This is a genomic window from Buttiauxella sp. AC038 (genome assembly GCF_979253565.1).
On record NZ_CEEDCQ010000001.1, the window covers coordinates 2,853,008 to 2,868,194 of the forward strand.

General features: G+C 47.9%; 13 protein-coding genes, 2 tRNA genes and 3 other RNA genes. 10 read left to right on the top strand and 8 right to left on the bottom strand.

Features of this window, described 5'->3' with window-relative positions; translation table 11 throughout:
• Positions 1–246 precede the first annotated feature (246 nt).
• Complete coding sequence (adhE, locus tag AC0IXI_RS13500; RefSeq protein WP_471682592.1) at positions 247–2,934, top strand: bifunctional acetaldehyde-CoA/alcohol dehydrogenase; 2,688 nt, start codon at positions 247–249, stop codon at positions 2,932–2,934.
• A 122-nt stretch (positions 2,935–3,056) separates the two neighbouring features.
• Here adhE and tdk read toward each other — a convergent pair whose 3' ends face one another.
• Positions 3,057–3,662 carry a thymidine kinase gene (tdk, locus tag AC0IXI_RS13505; protein WP_034455842.1) on the bottom strand — a complete coding sequence of 202 codons (606 nt, stop codon included), beginning with the start codon at positions 3,660–3,662 and terminating at the stop codon, positions 3,057–3,059.
• A gap of 555 nt (positions 3,663–4,217) precedes the next feature.
• On the opposite strand from tdk, the gene hns reads away from it, so the two are divergent.
• Positions 4,218–4,628: a histone-like nucleoid-structuring protein H-NS gene (gene hns, locus AC0IXI_RS13510; protein ID WP_034455843.1), complete on the top strand. Its 411-nt coding sequence runs from the start codon at positions 4,218–4,220 to the stop codon at positions 4,626–4,628.
• A 151-nt stretch (positions 4,629–4,779) separates the two neighbouring features.
• Here hns and AC0IXI_RS13515 read toward each other — a convergent pair whose 3' ends face one another.
• From AC0IXI_RS13515 to rssA, 5 genes are all read right to left on the bottom strand, one after another.
• Positions 4,780–5,790, bottom strand: coding sequence for an NAD-dependent epimerase (locus AC0IXI_RS13515; protein ID WP_064518492.1), 1,011 nt, complete (start codon positions 5,788–5,790; stop codon positions 4,780–4,782).
• A gap of 139 nt (positions 5,791–5,929) precedes the next feature.
• Positions 5,930–7,270 carry a UDP-glucose dehydrogenase family protein gene (locus AC0IXI_RS13520; protein ID WP_064518490.1) on the bottom strand — a complete coding sequence of 447 codons (1,341 nt, stop codon included), beginning with the start codon at positions 7,268–7,270 and terminating at the stop codon, positions 5,930–5,932.
• A gap of 24 nt (positions 7,271–7,294) precedes the next feature.
• A complete protein-coding gene (gene galU, locus AC0IXI_RS13525) occupies positions 7,295–8,203 on the bottom strand; it encodes a UTP--glucose-1-phosphate uridylyltransferase GalU (protein ID WP_064518488.1) in 909 nt (302 codons plus the stop codon).
• A 200-nt stretch (positions 8,204–8,403) separates the two neighbouring features.
• Entirely contained in the window at positions 8,404–9,417 is a 1,014-nt protein-coding gene (rssB, locus tag AC0IXI_RS13530) for a two-component system response regulator RssB (protein ID WP_064518485.1), read from the bottom strand.
• Between the two features lie 93 nt (positions 9,418–9,510).
• On the bottom strand, positions 9,511–10,419 hold the full coding sequence (gene rssA / locus AC0IXI_RS13535; protein ID WP_034455850.1) for a patatin-like phospholipase RssA: 909 nt from the start codon (positions 10,417–10,419) through the stop codon (positions 9,511–9,513).
• A gap of 173 nt (positions 10,420–10,592) precedes the next feature.
• Here rssA and AC0IXI_RS13540 point away from each other — a divergent pair, with 173 nt between their 5' ends.
• The 7 genes from AC0IXI_RS13540 to AC0IXI_RS13570 all read left to right on the top strand — a co-directional run bounded on the left by AC0IXI_RS13540 (position 10,593) and on the right by AC0IXI_RS13570 (position 12,885).
• The gene (locus AC0IXI_RS13540; protein WP_471682593.1) at positions 10,593–11,048 is read left to right on the top strand and encodes a YchJ family protein; all 456 of its coding nucleotides are present in this window, start codon (positions 10,593–10,595) and stop codon (positions 11,046–11,048) included.
• 58 nt (positions 11,049–11,106) lie between these two features.
• A complete protein-coding gene (gene purU, locus AC0IXI_RS13545) occupies positions 11,107–11,949 on the top strand; it encodes a formyltetrahydrofolate deformylase (protein WP_134182965.1) in 843 nt (280 codons plus the stop codon).
• A gap of 164 nt (positions 11,950–12,113) precedes the next feature.
• A tRNA-Tyr gene (locus AC0IXI_RS13550) sits at positions 12,114–12,198 on the top strand.
• 82 nt (positions 12,199–12,280) lie between these two features.
• A tRNA-Tyr gene (locus AC0IXI_RS13555) sits at positions 12,281–12,365 on the top strand.
• Positions 12,366–12,407: 42 nt separating this feature from the next.
• Positions 12,408–12,538, top strand: a non-coding RNA gene (locus AC0IXI_RS13560) — RtT sRNA.
• A gap of 43 nt (positions 12,539–12,581) precedes the next feature.
• Positions 12,582–12,712: non-coding RNA, RtT sRNA (locus tag AC0IXI_RS13565), on the top strand.
• Between the two features lie 42 nt (positions 12,713–12,754).
• Positions 12,755–12,885: non-coding RNA, RtT sRNA (locus AC0IXI_RS13570), on the top strand.
• A 172-nt stretch (positions 12,886–13,057) separates the two neighbouring features.
• Here AC0IXI_RS13570 and AC0IXI_RS13575 read toward each other — a convergent pair.
• Complete coding sequence (locus AC0IXI_RS13575) at positions 13,058–13,501, bottom strand: Lrp/AsnC family transcriptional regulator (RefSeq protein ID WP_471682594.1); 444 nt, start codon at positions 13,499–13,501, stop codon at positions 13,058–13,060.
• A 108-nt stretch (positions 13,502–13,609) separates the two neighbouring features.
• Between AC0IXI_RS13575 and AC0IXI_RS13580 the strand changes: the two genes are divergently transcribed.
• The gene (locus AC0IXI_RS13580; RefSeq protein WP_471682595.1) at positions 13,610–14,509 is read left to right on the top strand and encodes a DMT family transporter; all 900 of its coding nucleotides are present in this window, start codon (positions 13,610–13,612) and stop codon (positions 14,507–14,509) included.
• Here the strand turns inward: AC0IXI_RS13580 and narI are convergent, their stop codons facing one another.
• The gene (narI, locus tag AC0IXI_RS13585; protein ID WP_413498411.1) at positions 14,510–15,187 is read right to left on the bottom strand and encodes a respiratory nitrate reductase subunit gamma; all 678 of its coding nucleotides are present in this window, start codon (positions 15,185–15,187) and stop codon (positions 14,510–14,512) included.

The following is a 15,187-nucleotide window of genomic DNA, read 5'->3' on the forward strand; positions in this document are numbered from 1 at the left end:
AATATTGTGATTTACATCACAAAAAACCTACTCAGAAGTGAGTACTCTTGATGCATCTGAAGAGCAAATGATTCAGAGGATGAATAGGTTTTTTTAGGTAGGCTCTTTTAGTAAGTCAGCAAGATGTTTTGGGAAGTTTTTGGATAGTCGTGGCTCGTCTTTTACGCAAGCTGTTGCCCGCTGACTATACTTTCGTCTCGAGCAGCTCATTTACTAAAAGAGTTTAAACATTATCAGGAGAGCATTATGGCTGTAACTAATGTCGCTGAACTTAACGCACTTGTAGAGCGCGTCAAGAAAGCCCAGCGTGAATATGCCAACTTTACTCAAGAGCAAGTTGATAAAATCTTCCGCGCCGCCGCTCTGGCTGCCGCAGATGCTCGAATCCCTCTCGCGAAACTGGCTGTTGCCGAATCTGGCATGGGTATCGTTGAAGATAAAGTGATCAAAAACCACTTTGCTTCAGAGTATATCTACAACGCCTATAAAGATGAAAAGACCTGCGGTGTTCTGTCTGAAGACCAGACCTTCGGTACTATCACTATCGCTGAGCCGATCGGTATCATTTGCGGTATCGTACCAACGACTAACCCGACTTCAACGGCTATCTTTAAGTCTCTGATCAGCCTGAAGACGCGTAACGCGATTATCTTCTCTCCACACCCACGTGCAAAAGACGCGACCAACAAAGCCGCAGACATCGTTCTGCAAGCTGCGATCGCTGCGGGTGCGCCAAAAGATCTGATCGGTTGGATTGACCAGCCATCTGTCGAACTGTCTAACGCTCTGATGCACCACCCAGATATCAACATGATTCTGGCAACCGGTGGTCCAGGCATGGTTAAAGCAGCATACAGCTCCGGTAAACCCGCAATCGGCGTAGGCGCAGGTAACACCCCAGTTGTTGTTGACGAAACTGCCGACATCAAACGTGTTGTTGCTTCTATCCTGATGTCTAAAACCTTCGATAACGGCGTAATCTGTGCTTCCGAGCAGTCAGTTATCGTTGTTGATTCTGCATATGATGCAGTGCGCGAGCGTTTTGCATCCCACGGCGGCTACATGCTGCAGGGTCAAGAGCTGAAAGCGGTTCAGGACATCATCCTGAAAAATGGTGCACTGAACGCAGCTATCGTTGGTCAGCCAGCAACTAAAATTGCTGAACTTGCAGGCTTCACAGTACCGGCTGACACCAAGATCCTGATTGGTGAAGTTAGCGTTGTTGACGAGTCAGAGCCATTTGCTCACGAAAAACTGTCTCCAACCCTGGCTATGTACCGTGCTAAGAGCTTCGAAGACGCTGTTGTTAAAGCTGAGAAACTGGTTGAGATGGGCGGTATCGGTCATACCTCTTGCCTGTACACAGACCAGGACAACCAGCCAGAGCGCGTTAAGCACTTCGGCGACAAAATGAAAACTGCACGTATCCTGATCAACACCCCTGCTTCTCAGGGTGGTATCGGTGACCTGTACAACTTCAAACTCGCGCCTTCCCTGACTCTGGGTTGTGGCTCATGGGGTGGTAACTCCATCTCTGAGAACGTGGGTCCTAAGCACCTGATCAACAAGAAAACCGTTGCTAAGCGAGCTGAGAACATGTTGTGGCATAAACTTCCGAAATCTATCTACTTCCGCCGTGGCTCTCTGCCAATCGCGCTGGACGAAGTGATTACTGATGGTCACAAACGTGCGATGATCGTTACCGACCGTTTCCTGTTCAACAACGGCTATGCAGACCAGATCACTTCTGTTCTGAAAGCAGCTGGCGTTGAAACTGAAGTATTCTTCGAAGTAGAAGCTGATCCGACTCTGTCCGTAGTACGTAAAGGTGCAGAACTGGCGAACTCCTTCAAACCAGACGTGATTATCGCGCTGGGTGGTGGTTCACCGATGGATGCTGCGAAAATCATGTGGGTCATGTACGAGCACCCAGAAACTCACTTCGAAGAACTGGCTCTGCGCTTCATGGACATCCGTAAGCGTATCTACAAGTTCCCGAAAATGGGCGTAAAAGCGAAAATGATCGCGGTTACCACCACTTCCGGCACTGGTTCAGAAGTGACCCCGTTTGCAGTTGTAACTGATGATGCAACTGGCCAGAAATACCCACTGGCTGACTACGCTCTGACTCCAGATATGGCGATTGTTGATGCCAACCTGGTCATGGACATGCCTAAGTCCCTGTGTGCATTCGGTGGTCTTGATGCCGTAACTCACGCACTGGAAGCTTATGTTTCTGTTCTGGCGAGCGAGTTCTCTGACGGTCAGGCTCTGCAAGCACTGAAACTGCTGAAAGAAAACCTGCCGGCATCTTACAACGAAGGCTCTAAAAACCCAGTTGCTCGTGAGCGTGTACACAACGCCGCGACCATCGCGGGTATCGCGTTTGCGAATGCCTTCTTGGGTGTGTGTCACTCAATGGCTCACAAACTGGGTTCTCAGTTCCACATTCCTCACGGTCTGGCGAACGCCCTGTTGATCTCTAACGTTATCCGTTATAACGCGAACGACAACCCAACTAAGCAGACTGCATTCAGCCAGTATGACCGCCCACAAGCGCGTCGTCGTTATGCTGAAATCGCTGACCATCTGGGTCTGAGCGCACCGGGCGACCGTACTGCTGCTAAGATTGAGAAACTGCTGGCATGGCTTGACAGCATCAAGGCTGAACTGGGTATTCCTAAGTCCATCCGCGAAGCTGGCGTTCAGGAAGCTGACTTCCTGGCTCACGTTGATAAACTGTCTGAAGATGCGTTCGATGACCAGTGTACCGGTGCTAACCCACGTTACCCGCTGATCTCTGAACTGAAACAAATTCTGATGGATACCTTCTACGGTCGTGAATTCTCCGAAGAAGGCAACGAAGCACCATCTGCTAAAGCAACTGCAGCTCCAGCCGTTAAAGCTGACAAGAAAGCGAAGAAAACCGCTTAATTGTAAAGCCTAATAAAAAACCCGCTTCGGCGGGTTTTTTTGTTTCTGTTTTCTAAAAACGTCGCACAAAGCCTCTCACGACGATGATTGAGAAAGGCAACCCCTTGCCTTCCCGTTTAATTTTATTCGCTCTGAATGCCTTCCAGAGAGCCTGTCTGCAGTGCTTCTTTATAGTGTTTACGGCAAACAGATACATAGCGCTCGTTCCCACCAATCACAACCTGCTCTCCCTGGTTATACGGGCGACCTTCCTGGTCGAGGCGCAAAACCATGCTGGCTTTACGTCCACAAAAACAGATAGTTTTTAATTCCACCAGTTTGTCTGACCACGCTAATAAATATTGGCTTCCGCCAAATAACTCGCCCTGAAAATCAGTGCGTAGGCCATAACATAATACGGGAATATCTAATTCATCTACGACGTCTGATAACGCCAAAACTTGATCGCGTGTGAGGAATTGGCATTCATCTACCAGAACGCAATGCACAGCGTCCCGCTGATGCTCTTCACGTATTTCATTGAATAATTGGGTTGAGCCATTGTAGAGCTTTGCAGGAGACGATAATCCAATACGCGAACTCACCTTTCCAGAACCAAACCGATTGTCAATTTCTGCGGTATACACCAATGTGCGCATTCCGCGCTCTTGATAGTTGTATGACGATTGCAGTAATGCCGTAGATTTACCCGCGTTCATTGCGGAATAGTAAAAGTAGAGTTGTGCCATTGGTCAGCTAGCCTGAGTTAAAATGTAAATATTATTAACACAGGATTATATCATAAGCCGTTAGGGAGTTGCTTTTACCTTATGACTCCTGGAAGAATTCATAGAGTGTTCGAGAGATATATAAACCATAGCGTGGAATGCCTGAAATCGGCAGAGGGTTGATGTTCATCACGTTGCGCTTAACTTACGGAGTTTTCAGTGTTTTTGCTGCAATTCCAAGAAACCTATTGAATCGCTAATAATAATTATCTATTAAAAATATCCACCATTACAGGCAATAATACCAAAGGTTGATATTTCACCATTAATGCGTTTATGTCTCAATTTACTCCTTCGGCAACCCTGAAACTATCAGGGTTGTTGTAGAAAAAGTGAGTTCCCCACGTTTTGTTTACCTTAGATGCAAGCCAAAATTTAAGTTAATACCCTTTTATAAATCGACAAAATATTATGGAATTTTGAATTCCTTACATTACTTCCTATTGCAGAACTTAATTTAAGCCTCTATTATTAGCCCAACAAGCCAACCATCAATATAAGTTTGAGATTACTAAAATGAGCGAAGCACTTAAAATTCTGAACAACATCCGTACTCTTCGTGCACAAGCCAGAGAATGTACCCTGGAAACGCTGGAAGAAATGCTGGAAAAATTAGAAGTTGTTGTTAACGAACGCCGTGAAGAAGATAACGCTGCTGCTGCAGAAATTGAAGAGCGTACTCGTAAACTGCAACAATACCGTGAAATGCTAATTGCTGACGGCATTGATCCTAATGAATTACTGAATAGCATGGCTGCTGTTAAAACTGCAGGCAAAGCAAAACGCGCTGCACGTCCAGCTAAATATCAGTACATCGACGAAAACGGCGAAAGCAAAACCTGGACTGGCCAGGGCCGTACTCCAGCTGTAATCAAAAAAGCAATGGAAGAGCAAGGCAAGAAACTGGAAGACTTCCTGATCGCCTAATTTTCGCTTTTAGTGCTGCTTATTAAATCCCGCTTCGGCGGGATTTTTATTTTGGGTACATCATTAGCAAAATCTTTGTTGCTACAAATAGCGCTCATAAAAAAAGGAAGCCAGGCTTCCTTTTTCTTTTAACTTCTCAGCAATCTCAGCATCAGCTGACTTTATAGAATGCCTTATACCAGTCTACAAAGCGCTGTACGCCATCCTGAACCGATGTCTGTGGTTTAAAGCCAATGACATCATACAACGCCTTCGTGTCCGCACTGGTCTCCAGAACGTCTCCTGGCTGCATAGGCATCATATTCTTCTGGGCAACCTTACCTAACGAGGTTTCAAGCGCAGTAATATAATCCATCAACGTAACTGGATTACTGTTCCCAATATTATAAACTCGATAAGGCGCTGAGCTTGTCGCCGGAGTTCCTTCCTCTACTGTCCACATGGCATCGGCTTGTGGAATGACATCCTGCAAACGAACAATCGCCTCTGCAATATCATCAATATAAGTGAAGTCACGACGCATTTGCCCATGATTATAAACGTCGATACTCTTTCCTTCGACAATCGCACGGGTAAATTTAAATAACGCCATATCCGGGCGGCCCCATGGACCATAAACGGTGAAAAAACGCAAGCCGGTCGTCGGTAACCCATATAAGTGCGAGTACGTATGCGACATCAACTCGTTAGCTTTTTTGGTTGCCGCATATAATGATATTGGATGATCAACAGTGTCATCAGTTGAGAACGGAAGTTTGCGATTTAGCCCATATACTGAACTTGACGAAGCATATAACAGATGCCCCACTTTATTATGGCGACAACCTTCAAGAACATTTAAATGCCCAACAAGGTTTGAATCGGCATAGGCGTGAGGGTTATCGATGGAATAACGTACACCTGCTTGTGCAGCAAGATGAATCACACGATCAAATTTCTCTTTGGCAAATAATTCTGCCATGGCATTACGATCGGCAAGGTCAATTTTATCGAAACGGAATGAAGAGTGTGGTGCGAGAAGATCAAGGCGAGCTTGCTTAAGATTGACATCGTAATAGTCATTCAGGTTATCGATACCGATAACCTGGTGACCGGCTGCCAGCAGACGTTCACTGACATGAAATCCAATAAAGCCTGCACTGCCGGTAACCAAAAATTTCATATAATCCTCATTTATACCCGTCATACTTCAAACTGCATCTTTGTTGGTTTTGTGAACTTACCCGAATCACTTACTGATGTAAGTTCATCGGGATGTGTTCACTTGCCGCCACGATGCAGCTTGAATTATTTAGGATATATTACGCAATATTGATGGACGCTCCGCGGCCGATTGCATAATAAACAAAGCCGCGTTTGTTAAGTCTCTCAGGATCATACAGGTTACGACCGTCAAAGATAACTGGTTGCTTTAGGGATTTCTTGATTGCATCAAAATCAGGTGCACGGAAACTTTGCCACTCAGTACAAATAACCAGAGCATCTGCATCTTGTAATGCAGCTTCTTTAGTTCCCATCAATTTCAGATCTGGGCGATGTCCGTAAATGCGCTGAGCTTCGTCCATTGCTTCCGGGTCATACGCCTGCACCTGAGCACCGCGTTCCCACAGCGCTTCCATCAGGACGCGGCTAGAGGCTTCACGCATATCGTCGGTATTCGGTTTGAAGGAAAGTCCCCACAGCGCGAAGGTTTTACCTTTCAGATCTTCACCGAAATGACGAGTAATAAACTCAGGGAGTTTTAACTTCTGGTCGTGGTTAACCTCTTCTACCGCTTGCAGAATACGTGGCGTGTAGCCAATCTGCTGAGCGGTACGAATCAGAGCCTGCACATCTTTAGGGAAGCAGGAGCCACCATAACCACAGCCAGGGTAAATAAAGCTGTAGCCGATACGAGAGTCTGAACCAATACCCATACGCACTTTTTCGATATCTGCGCCCAGGCGTTCTGCCAGGTTAGAGATTTCGTTCATAAAGCTAATTTTAGTCGCCAGCATGCAGTTAGCGGCGTACTTGGTCAGCTCGGCACTACGGATATCCATCAGGATCATGCGATCGTGGTTACGGTTGAACGGTTCGTACAGTTCACGCAGCAAATCCACCACATCATCGTTATCAGTACCAATAACGATACGCTCAGGGCGCATACAGTCAGAAACTGCCGCACCTTCTTTCAGGAATTCCGGGTTAGAAACCACATCAAATGGAATGTCTACGCCACGGGCTTTCAGCGTCTCTTCCATTACGTTGCGCACTTTGTCTGCGGTTCCGACAGGAACGGTAGATTTATCGAGCACAACTTTGTGGGATGTCATGTGCTGCGCGATAGTACGCGCCACAGCGGTGACATATTTCAGGTCAGCAGAACCGTCTTCATCCGGTGGCGTACCAACGGCAATAAATTGCATTTCACCATGATGGACGCCCAATTCAGCATCGGTGCTGAACTGTAAACGGCCTTCTTCATAGTTTTTCTTCACCAGCGGCGTTAAGCCGGGTTCAAAAATTGGGATCACGCCGTTTTTCAGATTTTCGACTTTCTTCGCATCGACATCTATGCACATTACATCGTGACCAACTTCCGCAAGCACTGCTGCCTGAACAAGTCCAACATAGCCGATACCAAATACAGTAACTTTCATCTTTCTATCCTGCGTTGAAATGAATTACTTTTTCGCGCCAACTGTCTCTTCTAGCCAGGCTTTGAAATCTGCGCCCAAAGTGCTGTGACGGATACCGTACTCCACAAACGCCTGCATATAACCGAGTTTGTTACCACAGTCATGGCTCACGCCTCTCATGTGATAAGCTTCAACAGTCTGTTTTTCCATCAACATAGCAATGGAGTCAGTCAGCTGAATTTCATCACCTGCACCTGGAGGTGTTTTGGACAGCAGCGGCCAAATATCAGCAGTCAGCACATAACGGCCTACAACTGCAAGATTAGACGGTGCAACGTTGGCTTTAGGTTTCTCAACGATACCGACCATTGGCACGCTATCGCCTTCGTTTAACTCAACGCCTTTGCAGTCAACAACACCGTAAGCGGTAACATCTTCTACCGGCTCAACCATGATTTGGCTGTTGCCCGTAGCGTCAAAACGTTTGATCATTTCTGCCAGGTTATCCTGGGAAAGATCGGATTCGAACTCATCAAGAATTACATCTGGCAGAATAACGGCTACTGGCTCATCACCCACCACCGGGTGCGCGCACAAAACAGCGTGACCCAAACCTTTCGCCAGGCCCTGACGAACCTGCATAATAGTGACATGCGGAGGGCAAATAGCCTGGACTTCATCCAGCAACTGGCGCTTAACACGTTTTTCCAGCATGGCTTCAAGTTCAAAGCTGGTATCGAAGTGGTTTTCGATGGAGTTTTTCGAAGAGTGCGTCACCAACACAATTTCAGTGATGCCTGCAGCGATACATTCATTTACCACATACTGAATTAATGGTTTATCAACCAGAGGCAACATCTCTTTTGGAATTGCTTTGGTCGCCGGTAACATACGCGTACCTAATCCCGCGACAGGGATTACTGCTTTTCTTACTTTAGAATTAATGGCAGCCATTGAAAAATCTCCTGGACTGTTCAAGTTTTCACTTGCAAGTCAATTAAAAAAACGTCTCGAGTATATCAGCTTAAAAGTGAGATCTACGGCTGTTTACCCGTTGCGTTGGCAATTTAAGATAAATACGAATGAGTTGAATACGATATTACCACCAGCAATGATAGGGGAGAAAACCTAAATGATTTCAACCATTCAAATGCTCACTCCGCAGACAACATCAGGCGTAATCTCCCGCCCGTCCCCCATACCTGACACTGCCAGGACTCACAACGCTGGCTGATTTGGTTGAGATAAGTATTGCCCAGCGTCCCTAATGGCACACCATTGCTGACCTGAATTTGATGCTCACCGGTATTTAAGGTGGCATTTAGCCCCGCAGATACCAGAATCAGGTTTTTTAACTCACTATGATAATAGCCGACCATCAGGGGAAACTGCCCCGTGAGATTGGCCTGGCGTAATAATTGATTCACTTGTTTGAGTAAATTACCGAGCTCAGGTAAACGTTGGTTTTGTTTAGAAAGTTGTTCCTGCAATAGCCCGTTAAATAGTGCTCGTAATAACAGTGCCGCCAGCACCCCATTATCCCCTGCTCTTGTCACATCAAGGCAATAAAAAGCCAGGTCGTTCTCTGACAACGCAGCAATATCCAGAACAAGTCCTGGTTGATTATGAGTAATTAACTGGCGGTAATTCACCCGGCAATGCGAAATCACCTGTTGTACAGGAGGTTGAAGTTCTTGCAGTAGCGTTGATGCAGCCTGCGGGTCGCTGACTAACGCATCCCAGTCCTGAAATAGCCTTTCTTCTTCCTCAACACGCGAATTAAACATGTTGGGATAGAGGCAGGCGAAAACGGTTTCACGCAGACGATTGAGGTCTTTAATTGGCTTGAGTAGGACATCCTGTACCCCAAAGCGCAACGCTTTAGCGATATCAGACATGTTTTCGGTGGCGGAGATCACCAGTATTGGGGTCTGCACGCCTTCATTGCGCAAGTGCTCTACCAGCTTCAACCCATTCATGCGCGGCATAGCCAGATCGCAAATCAGCAGATCGGGCGCAAAACTGGTCATCTTTTCCAGAGCATCTATACCGTCAACGGCAACAACAATGACCGCACCTAAGGAAGAGAGATAATTTTCCAGTAAAGAGCGGAAAACGGGCTCATCCTCAACAATCAGAATCAGTTTTCCAACGAGTGGCTGTGTCATTTTCGCTCCCCTGACTGGCGATAGATCAATAGTGGCATGGTATGACAATCACCGCCTGTCAGAATTGCCTGAAGATGCGAGTTTTCACCATACTCAATCATGGGTACGAACCAATGGCAGCAGCTCATCCATCTTTTTCTCGACGGCAAGACTGCCCGCGCTTATCGCTTCCGCGGCACGGTGGAAATCAAGCGTTGAAATCTGGGGGCAAAAAGGTTGCAGCAAAATATCCGGTGGGTCACCTGCCATACGGTTACGCTTTAAGCGGTTTTCCAGCACCTGAATTGACGTGGTCATGATTTCCATGGCCGTTGGCGTGGTATTGGCACGACGGGTAGTGATTTTGCCGAGTTGTTCGCGCAAACGACCACGCCATGAATCAGGCTGCACCTGATTTTCAGCCAGAGGAGTCGTCATATTGACGGAGAGTAAATCTTGCTGCATCAAATGCGCATCATGTTGCAGGTCGACGGCAATCACGATATCGGCACCCAACGCACGCGTTAGCGAAACAGGCACCGGGTTAACCACTGCGCCATCCACTAGCCAGTAGCCGTTATACCCGACCGGCGACAATAGCCCCGGCATACTGCAAGAGGCTCGAACAGCCTGGTGCAAATCACCATCCGTGAACCACAATTCACGTCCAGTACTTAAATTGGTGGCAACAGAGCCAAAACGCAGCGCGCAATCTTCAATTTTCTCTTCGGTAATGATTTTGCGGACGTTGTTGAACACTCTTTCGCCACGCAACAAACCGCCACGACGCCAGGAAAGATCCATTAGTCGCAGTACATCCCAATAGCCGAACGAGCGCACCCATCGTTCCATCATAGGTAAGCGATTACTTGCATACGCGGCACCGACCAGTGCCCCAACCGAGCAGCCTGCAACGATATCAACCTGAATGCCAGCCCGCTTTAACGCATTAATGACACCAATATGCGCCCATCCTTTTGCTGCTCCCGACCCTAATGCAAGGCCGATCTTTACCTGTCTCATTTCGCCTCGGTCTTTCTTCCCCGGTTTATACCCATCATTTTTCAAGCTGCGGGGGTGTTGATTGCAACTCAAATGCCAATGGATATATCACCTCGTGGCGAACTCGCCACAGCTCAGTTAACATAACTACTCCGCGTATTTACGCCGACTATTTTTGTAACCAAGGAGATGCTGTGTCGCAACTTTGCCCTTGTGGTAGCGGTCAGGAGTATAGCTTATGTTGCCAGCCTTACCTACGCGCGGACCAGCTTGCGCCAACCCCATCGCAACTCATGCGTTCACGTTATAGCGCTTATGTGATGCAGGATGCAGACTATCTTGTTGCCACCTGGTACCCGCAAACACGCAGTCCTGCTCTGACAACAGATCTTTTGGGAAGTTTTGGGAGTACTCACTGGTTGGGCCTGACAGTTTATGAAGCCGCCGCAGGTGAGAATGAAAACGAAGGTTACGTTAGTTTTGTCGCGCGCTTTGAAGAACAAGGCAAAGAAAGTGCGATTATCGAGCGTTCTCGTTTCTTAAAGGAAAACGGCCGGTGGTACTATGTTGATGGAACCCGCCCGCAGTTTGGTCGAAATGACCCCTGCCCTTGCGGTTCTGGAAAAAAATATAAAAAGTGTTGTGGGTAATGACTCGTCATGGCACAAATCAATTAGCAAACACACGTACAACAGGACTTAGCCTGCAATGCAAGCATTACAACGAAAAGTACTACGCACCATCTGCCCTGACGCAAAGGGCCTGATCGCCAAGATCACCAATATTTGTTACAAGCACGAACTGAACATTGTTCAGAACAATGAGTTTGTCGACCATCGCACCGGACGCTTCTTTATGCGTACCGAACTCGAAGGTATTTTTAACGACAACACTCTGCTGGCCGATTTAGATAGCGCACTGCCTGAAGGTTCGTTGCGCGAACTGATTCCTGCGGGCCGTCGCCGCGTGGTGATTCTGGTCACCAAAGAAGCGCACTGCTTGGGCGATCTATTAATGAAAGCTAACTACGGCGGCCTGGATGTCGAAATCGCTGCGGTAATTGGTAACCACGAGACTTTGCGTACCCTGGTCGAACGTTTTGATATTCCGTTCGAACTGGTGAGCCATGAAGGGCTGACGCGTGAAGATCACGATAAACAGATGGCTGACGCTATTGAAGCGCACAAACCTGATTATGTGGTACTGGCTAAATACATGCGCGTGTTAACTCCTGAATTTGTTTCACGCTTCCCGAACCAGATTATCAATATCCACCACTCATTCCTGCCTGCTTTTATTGGTGCTCGTCCTTATCACCAGGCCTATGAACGCGGAGTGAAGATCATCGGTGCCACTGCGCACTATGTGAATGACAATCTGGATGAAGGCCCAATCATCATGCAAGATGTTATTCACGTCGATCACACCTACACTGCAGAAGATATGATGCGTGCCGGGCGTGATGTTGAGAAAAATGTTCTCAGCCGCGCACTGTATCAAGTGCTGGCCCAGCGTGTGTTTGTATACGGTAATCGCACGATTATTCTGTAGATCAATCATGTAATTGCTTAGGTTTGCGACGTTACGTGTAAAAAAACGGCAAACGATTCATTTTCTTACAGTGAATGCTTTACAGCGGCGCTTCATTTGATATGATGCGCCCCGCTTCCAGACGAAGGAGGCGAGTAAGAAAGCCAACAAAATGTTATACCCCTGGCGGGGTTCCCGAGCGGCCAAAGGGAGCAGACTGTAAATCTGCCGTCATCGACTTCGAAGGTTCGAATCCTTCCCCCGCCACCATTCTTAACCACTGGCTGTGGTTAAGACGATAAGCTCTCATCAACATGAGCACTTATCAAAATTCAGTAGTACCTATACCCCTGGCGGGGTTCCCGAGCGGCCAAAGGGAGCAGACTGTAAATCTGCCGTCATCGACTTCGAAGGTTCGAATCCTTCCCCCGCCACCATCTCTTTAGTACCTTCCCAAATTATCCAAATCGCATAAACTTTCATATTCCCGTTGGGGAAGGATGAGAAGCTTCGACTAAGGTTCGATTCGAGCAAAGCGAGAAAGCGTTGCCGCAGGCAACGACCCGAAGGGCGAGACGCAAAGCGTCGAGTCATCCTTCCCCCGCCACCATCTTCTAGTAATACCTCCAAACAAATCCAAATCGCACAATCTTTCATATTCCCGTTGGGGAAGGATGAGAAGCTTCGACTAAGGTTCGATTCGAGCAAAGCGAGAAAGCGTTGCCGCAGGCAACGACCCGAAGGGCGAGATGCAAAGCATCGAGTAATCCTTCCCCCGCCACCATCTCTTTAGTACCTTCCCAAATTATCCAAATCGCATAAACTTTCATATTCCCGTTGGGGAAGGATGAGAAGCTTCGACTAAGGTTCGATTCGAGCAAAGCGAGAAAGCGTTGCCGCAGGCAACGACCCGAAGGGCGAGATGCAAAGCATCGAGTAATCCTTCCCCCGCCACCATCTCTTTAGTACCTTCCCAAATTATCCAAATCGCACCCTATTCAACACTTTTTGTTGGATGACGCTGCGCTTATCCAACCTACAAATTCAAAACCAAAACTCAAAATCGATCCGTAGGTCGGATAAGCGCAGCGTCATCCGACACACCCACGCCAACCGCCCACCAGCGTCTTTACATCGCAGGCAATCGCCGCGTAACTGGCGAACTTTTCACAATCGCCGTATTAGACTGAGCCTGTTCGGCAAGCCCATCGAGCAGCGTGTCCAACTGCGCAATATCTTTTACTACCAGTCTCACCACAAAACAGTCTTCTCCAGTCACTTTGTCACACTCAATGCATTGCGGCATGGCTTGCAGATATTTTTCCACCTTCTGCAGCATTCCTGGCAGCGGTTTCACTCTGACCAGAGCCTGCAATGTATACCCCAGCGCCGCCAGATTCACTCGTGCGCTATAGCCCTGAATAATCCCCCGCTCTTCTAAACGCTTCAGTCGCTCTGCCGTACTCGGCGAGGTTAGCCCCACTCGCGCACTCAGTACTTTAAGCGGCAACCTGGCATCCTGCGCCAGGCAGGTCACAATCGCCCGGTCGATATCATCAATAAGGAATTCCATCTAATTTACCTTCATAAAAAAAGAAATTATCTCTTTTTACCTTACAACAACTCTGTAAAGCACACGTCGATTTTTTCACAATAGAGACATCTGATTCGGGAGGTTTCTATGAGTGAATTTAAAACGGGTATCTGGCAAATGTGCCTGGCAATGCTTATTTCAGGCTCCATTGGCGCATTTGTATTGTTGTCAGGTTTACCCGTTATTGACGTCGTATTCTGGCGTTGTGCGATCGGCGCTGCAGCGCTTGGATTTTTTATCCTGGTGAGCAAACAGCCTTTCAGCCACTTTACACGTCGCACGTTATTGCTGTCCGTAATCGGCGGGGTGGTTTTGGTCATCAACTGGTTACTGCTGTTCGCCGCCTACGACCAGATTTCCATCGGCATGTCGACCGTGGTCTACAATACCCAGCCGTTCATGCTGGTTCTGATAAGCATTTTAATGGGTGAGCGGGTGACACTGATAAAGTGGGGTTGGCTGCTGCTGGCGTTTATCGGCGTGGCGATTCTACTTTCTAGTGAGCTTATTAAGGCGCATAACGCTAACTTGATAACAGGTATTGCCATGGCGCTTGGTGCCGCTTTCTTCTACGCGTTGACGGCAATCATCACCCGCAAATTACGCCCTCTTCCACCGCAACATATTGCCTTTATCCAGGTGCTGGTTGGTGTGGTTATATTGTTGCCGCAGGCCCATTTCGTCACTCTCTCGGATAATTTCCCATGGGGAATTTTACTGACGCTCGGAATCGTTCACACCGGAGTGATGTACCAGTTGCTTTATAGCGCGATTCAGAAACTACCAACGCCGATCATCGGCTCACTCTCTTTTATTTATCCTTTGGTGGCGGTCACAGTAGATAGCCTGATGTTTGGTCATACGTTGAGCGTGGTGCAATTTATCGGGGGTGCGCTGATTTTGCTGGCTGCGGCAGGAAATAATCTCGGCTGGGGCACAAAAGAAAAGGCCCTGCTCTCGCAGGGCCTGGAACAAAAAACGCGATAATTAGCGGCGTGCGCGAACAACCTGATACTTACGCGTCAAATACTCAACCGGTGCACTCCACACGTGCACCAGACGGGTGAACGGGAACAATAAGAACAACGTCATCCCCAACACCAAATGCACACGGAAGATAAACGCCACGCCATCCAGGTGCTCAGATGCACCACCGTGGAATGTCACCACCGCCTGCGCCCAGCCCACTAATTTCATCATTTCGCTGCCATCCATATGCTGCGCTGAGAATGGAATGCTCAACAGACCGAGCAGGCACTGAATGACCAACAGGCTAAGAATCAGAATATCCGCCACGCTCGATGTCGCACGGATACGTGGATTAAACAGACGGCGCTTGAGCAACAAGAAGCCACCCACCAGCGTCATCACACCGCTCGCGCCACCGGCAAACATCGCCATTTTCTGCTTCACATCGATTGGCAGGAATGACTCATACATCCAGTGCGGCGTCAGCATGCCAAGGAAGTGCCCGGCGAAAATCCCCAAAATCCCAATATGGAACAGGTTTGAAGCCAGTGTCATGCCTTTGCGATCCAACATCTGGCTGGAACCTGCTTTCCAGGTGTACTGGCCGTAGTCATAACGCAACCAACTGCCCAGCAGGAATACCGTGCCGCACAGATACGGATAAATGTCGTAGAAGAACACATTGAGAAAATGCAT

Coding starts and splice junctions, on each gene's coding strand:
- AC0IXI_RS13515 (WP_064518492.1), bottom strand. CDS start 5,790: ATGAAATTTTTGGTTACCGGCAGTGCAGGCTTTATTGGATTTCATGTC.
- hns (WP_034455843.1), top strand. CDS start 4,218: ATGAGCGAAGCACTTAAAATTCTGAACAACATCCGTACTCTTCGTGCA.
- AC0IXI_RS13520 (WP_064518490.1), bottom strand. CDS start 7,270: ATGAAAGTTACTGTATTTGGTATCGGCTATGTTGGACTTGTTCAGGCA.
- purU (WP_134182965.1), top strand. CDS start 11,107: ATGCAAGCATTACAACGAAAAGTACTACGCACCATCTGCCCTGACGCA.
- galU (WP_064518488.1), bottom strand. CDS start 8,203: ATGGCTGCCATTAATTCTAAAGTAAGAAAAGCAGTAATCCCTGTCGCG.
- narI (WP_413498411.1), bottom strand. CDS start 15,187: ATGCATTTTCTCAATGTGTTCTTCTACGACATTTATCCGTATCTGTGC.
- tdk (WP_034455842.1), bottom strand. CDS start 3,662: ATGGCACAACTCTACTTTTACTATTCCGCAATGAACGCGGGTAAATCT.
- rssA (WP_034455850.1), bottom strand. CDS start 10,419: ATGAGACAGGTAAAGATCGGCCTTGCATTAGGGTCGGGAGCAGCAAAA.
- AC0IXI_RS13575 (WP_471682594.1), bottom strand. CDS start 13,501: ATGGAATTCCTTATTGATGATATCGACCGGGCGATTGTGACCTGCCTG.
- adhE (WP_471682592.1), top strand. CDS start 247: ATGGCTGTAACTAATGTCGCTGAACTTAACGCACTTGTAGAGCGCGTC.
- rssB (WP_064518485.1), bottom strand. CDS start 9,417: ATGACACAGCCACTCGTTGGAAAACTGATTCTGATTGTTGAGGATGAG.
- AC0IXI_RS13580 (WP_471682595.1), top strand. CDS start 13,610: ATGAGTGAATTTAAAACGGGTATCTGGCAAATGTGCCTGGCAATGCTT.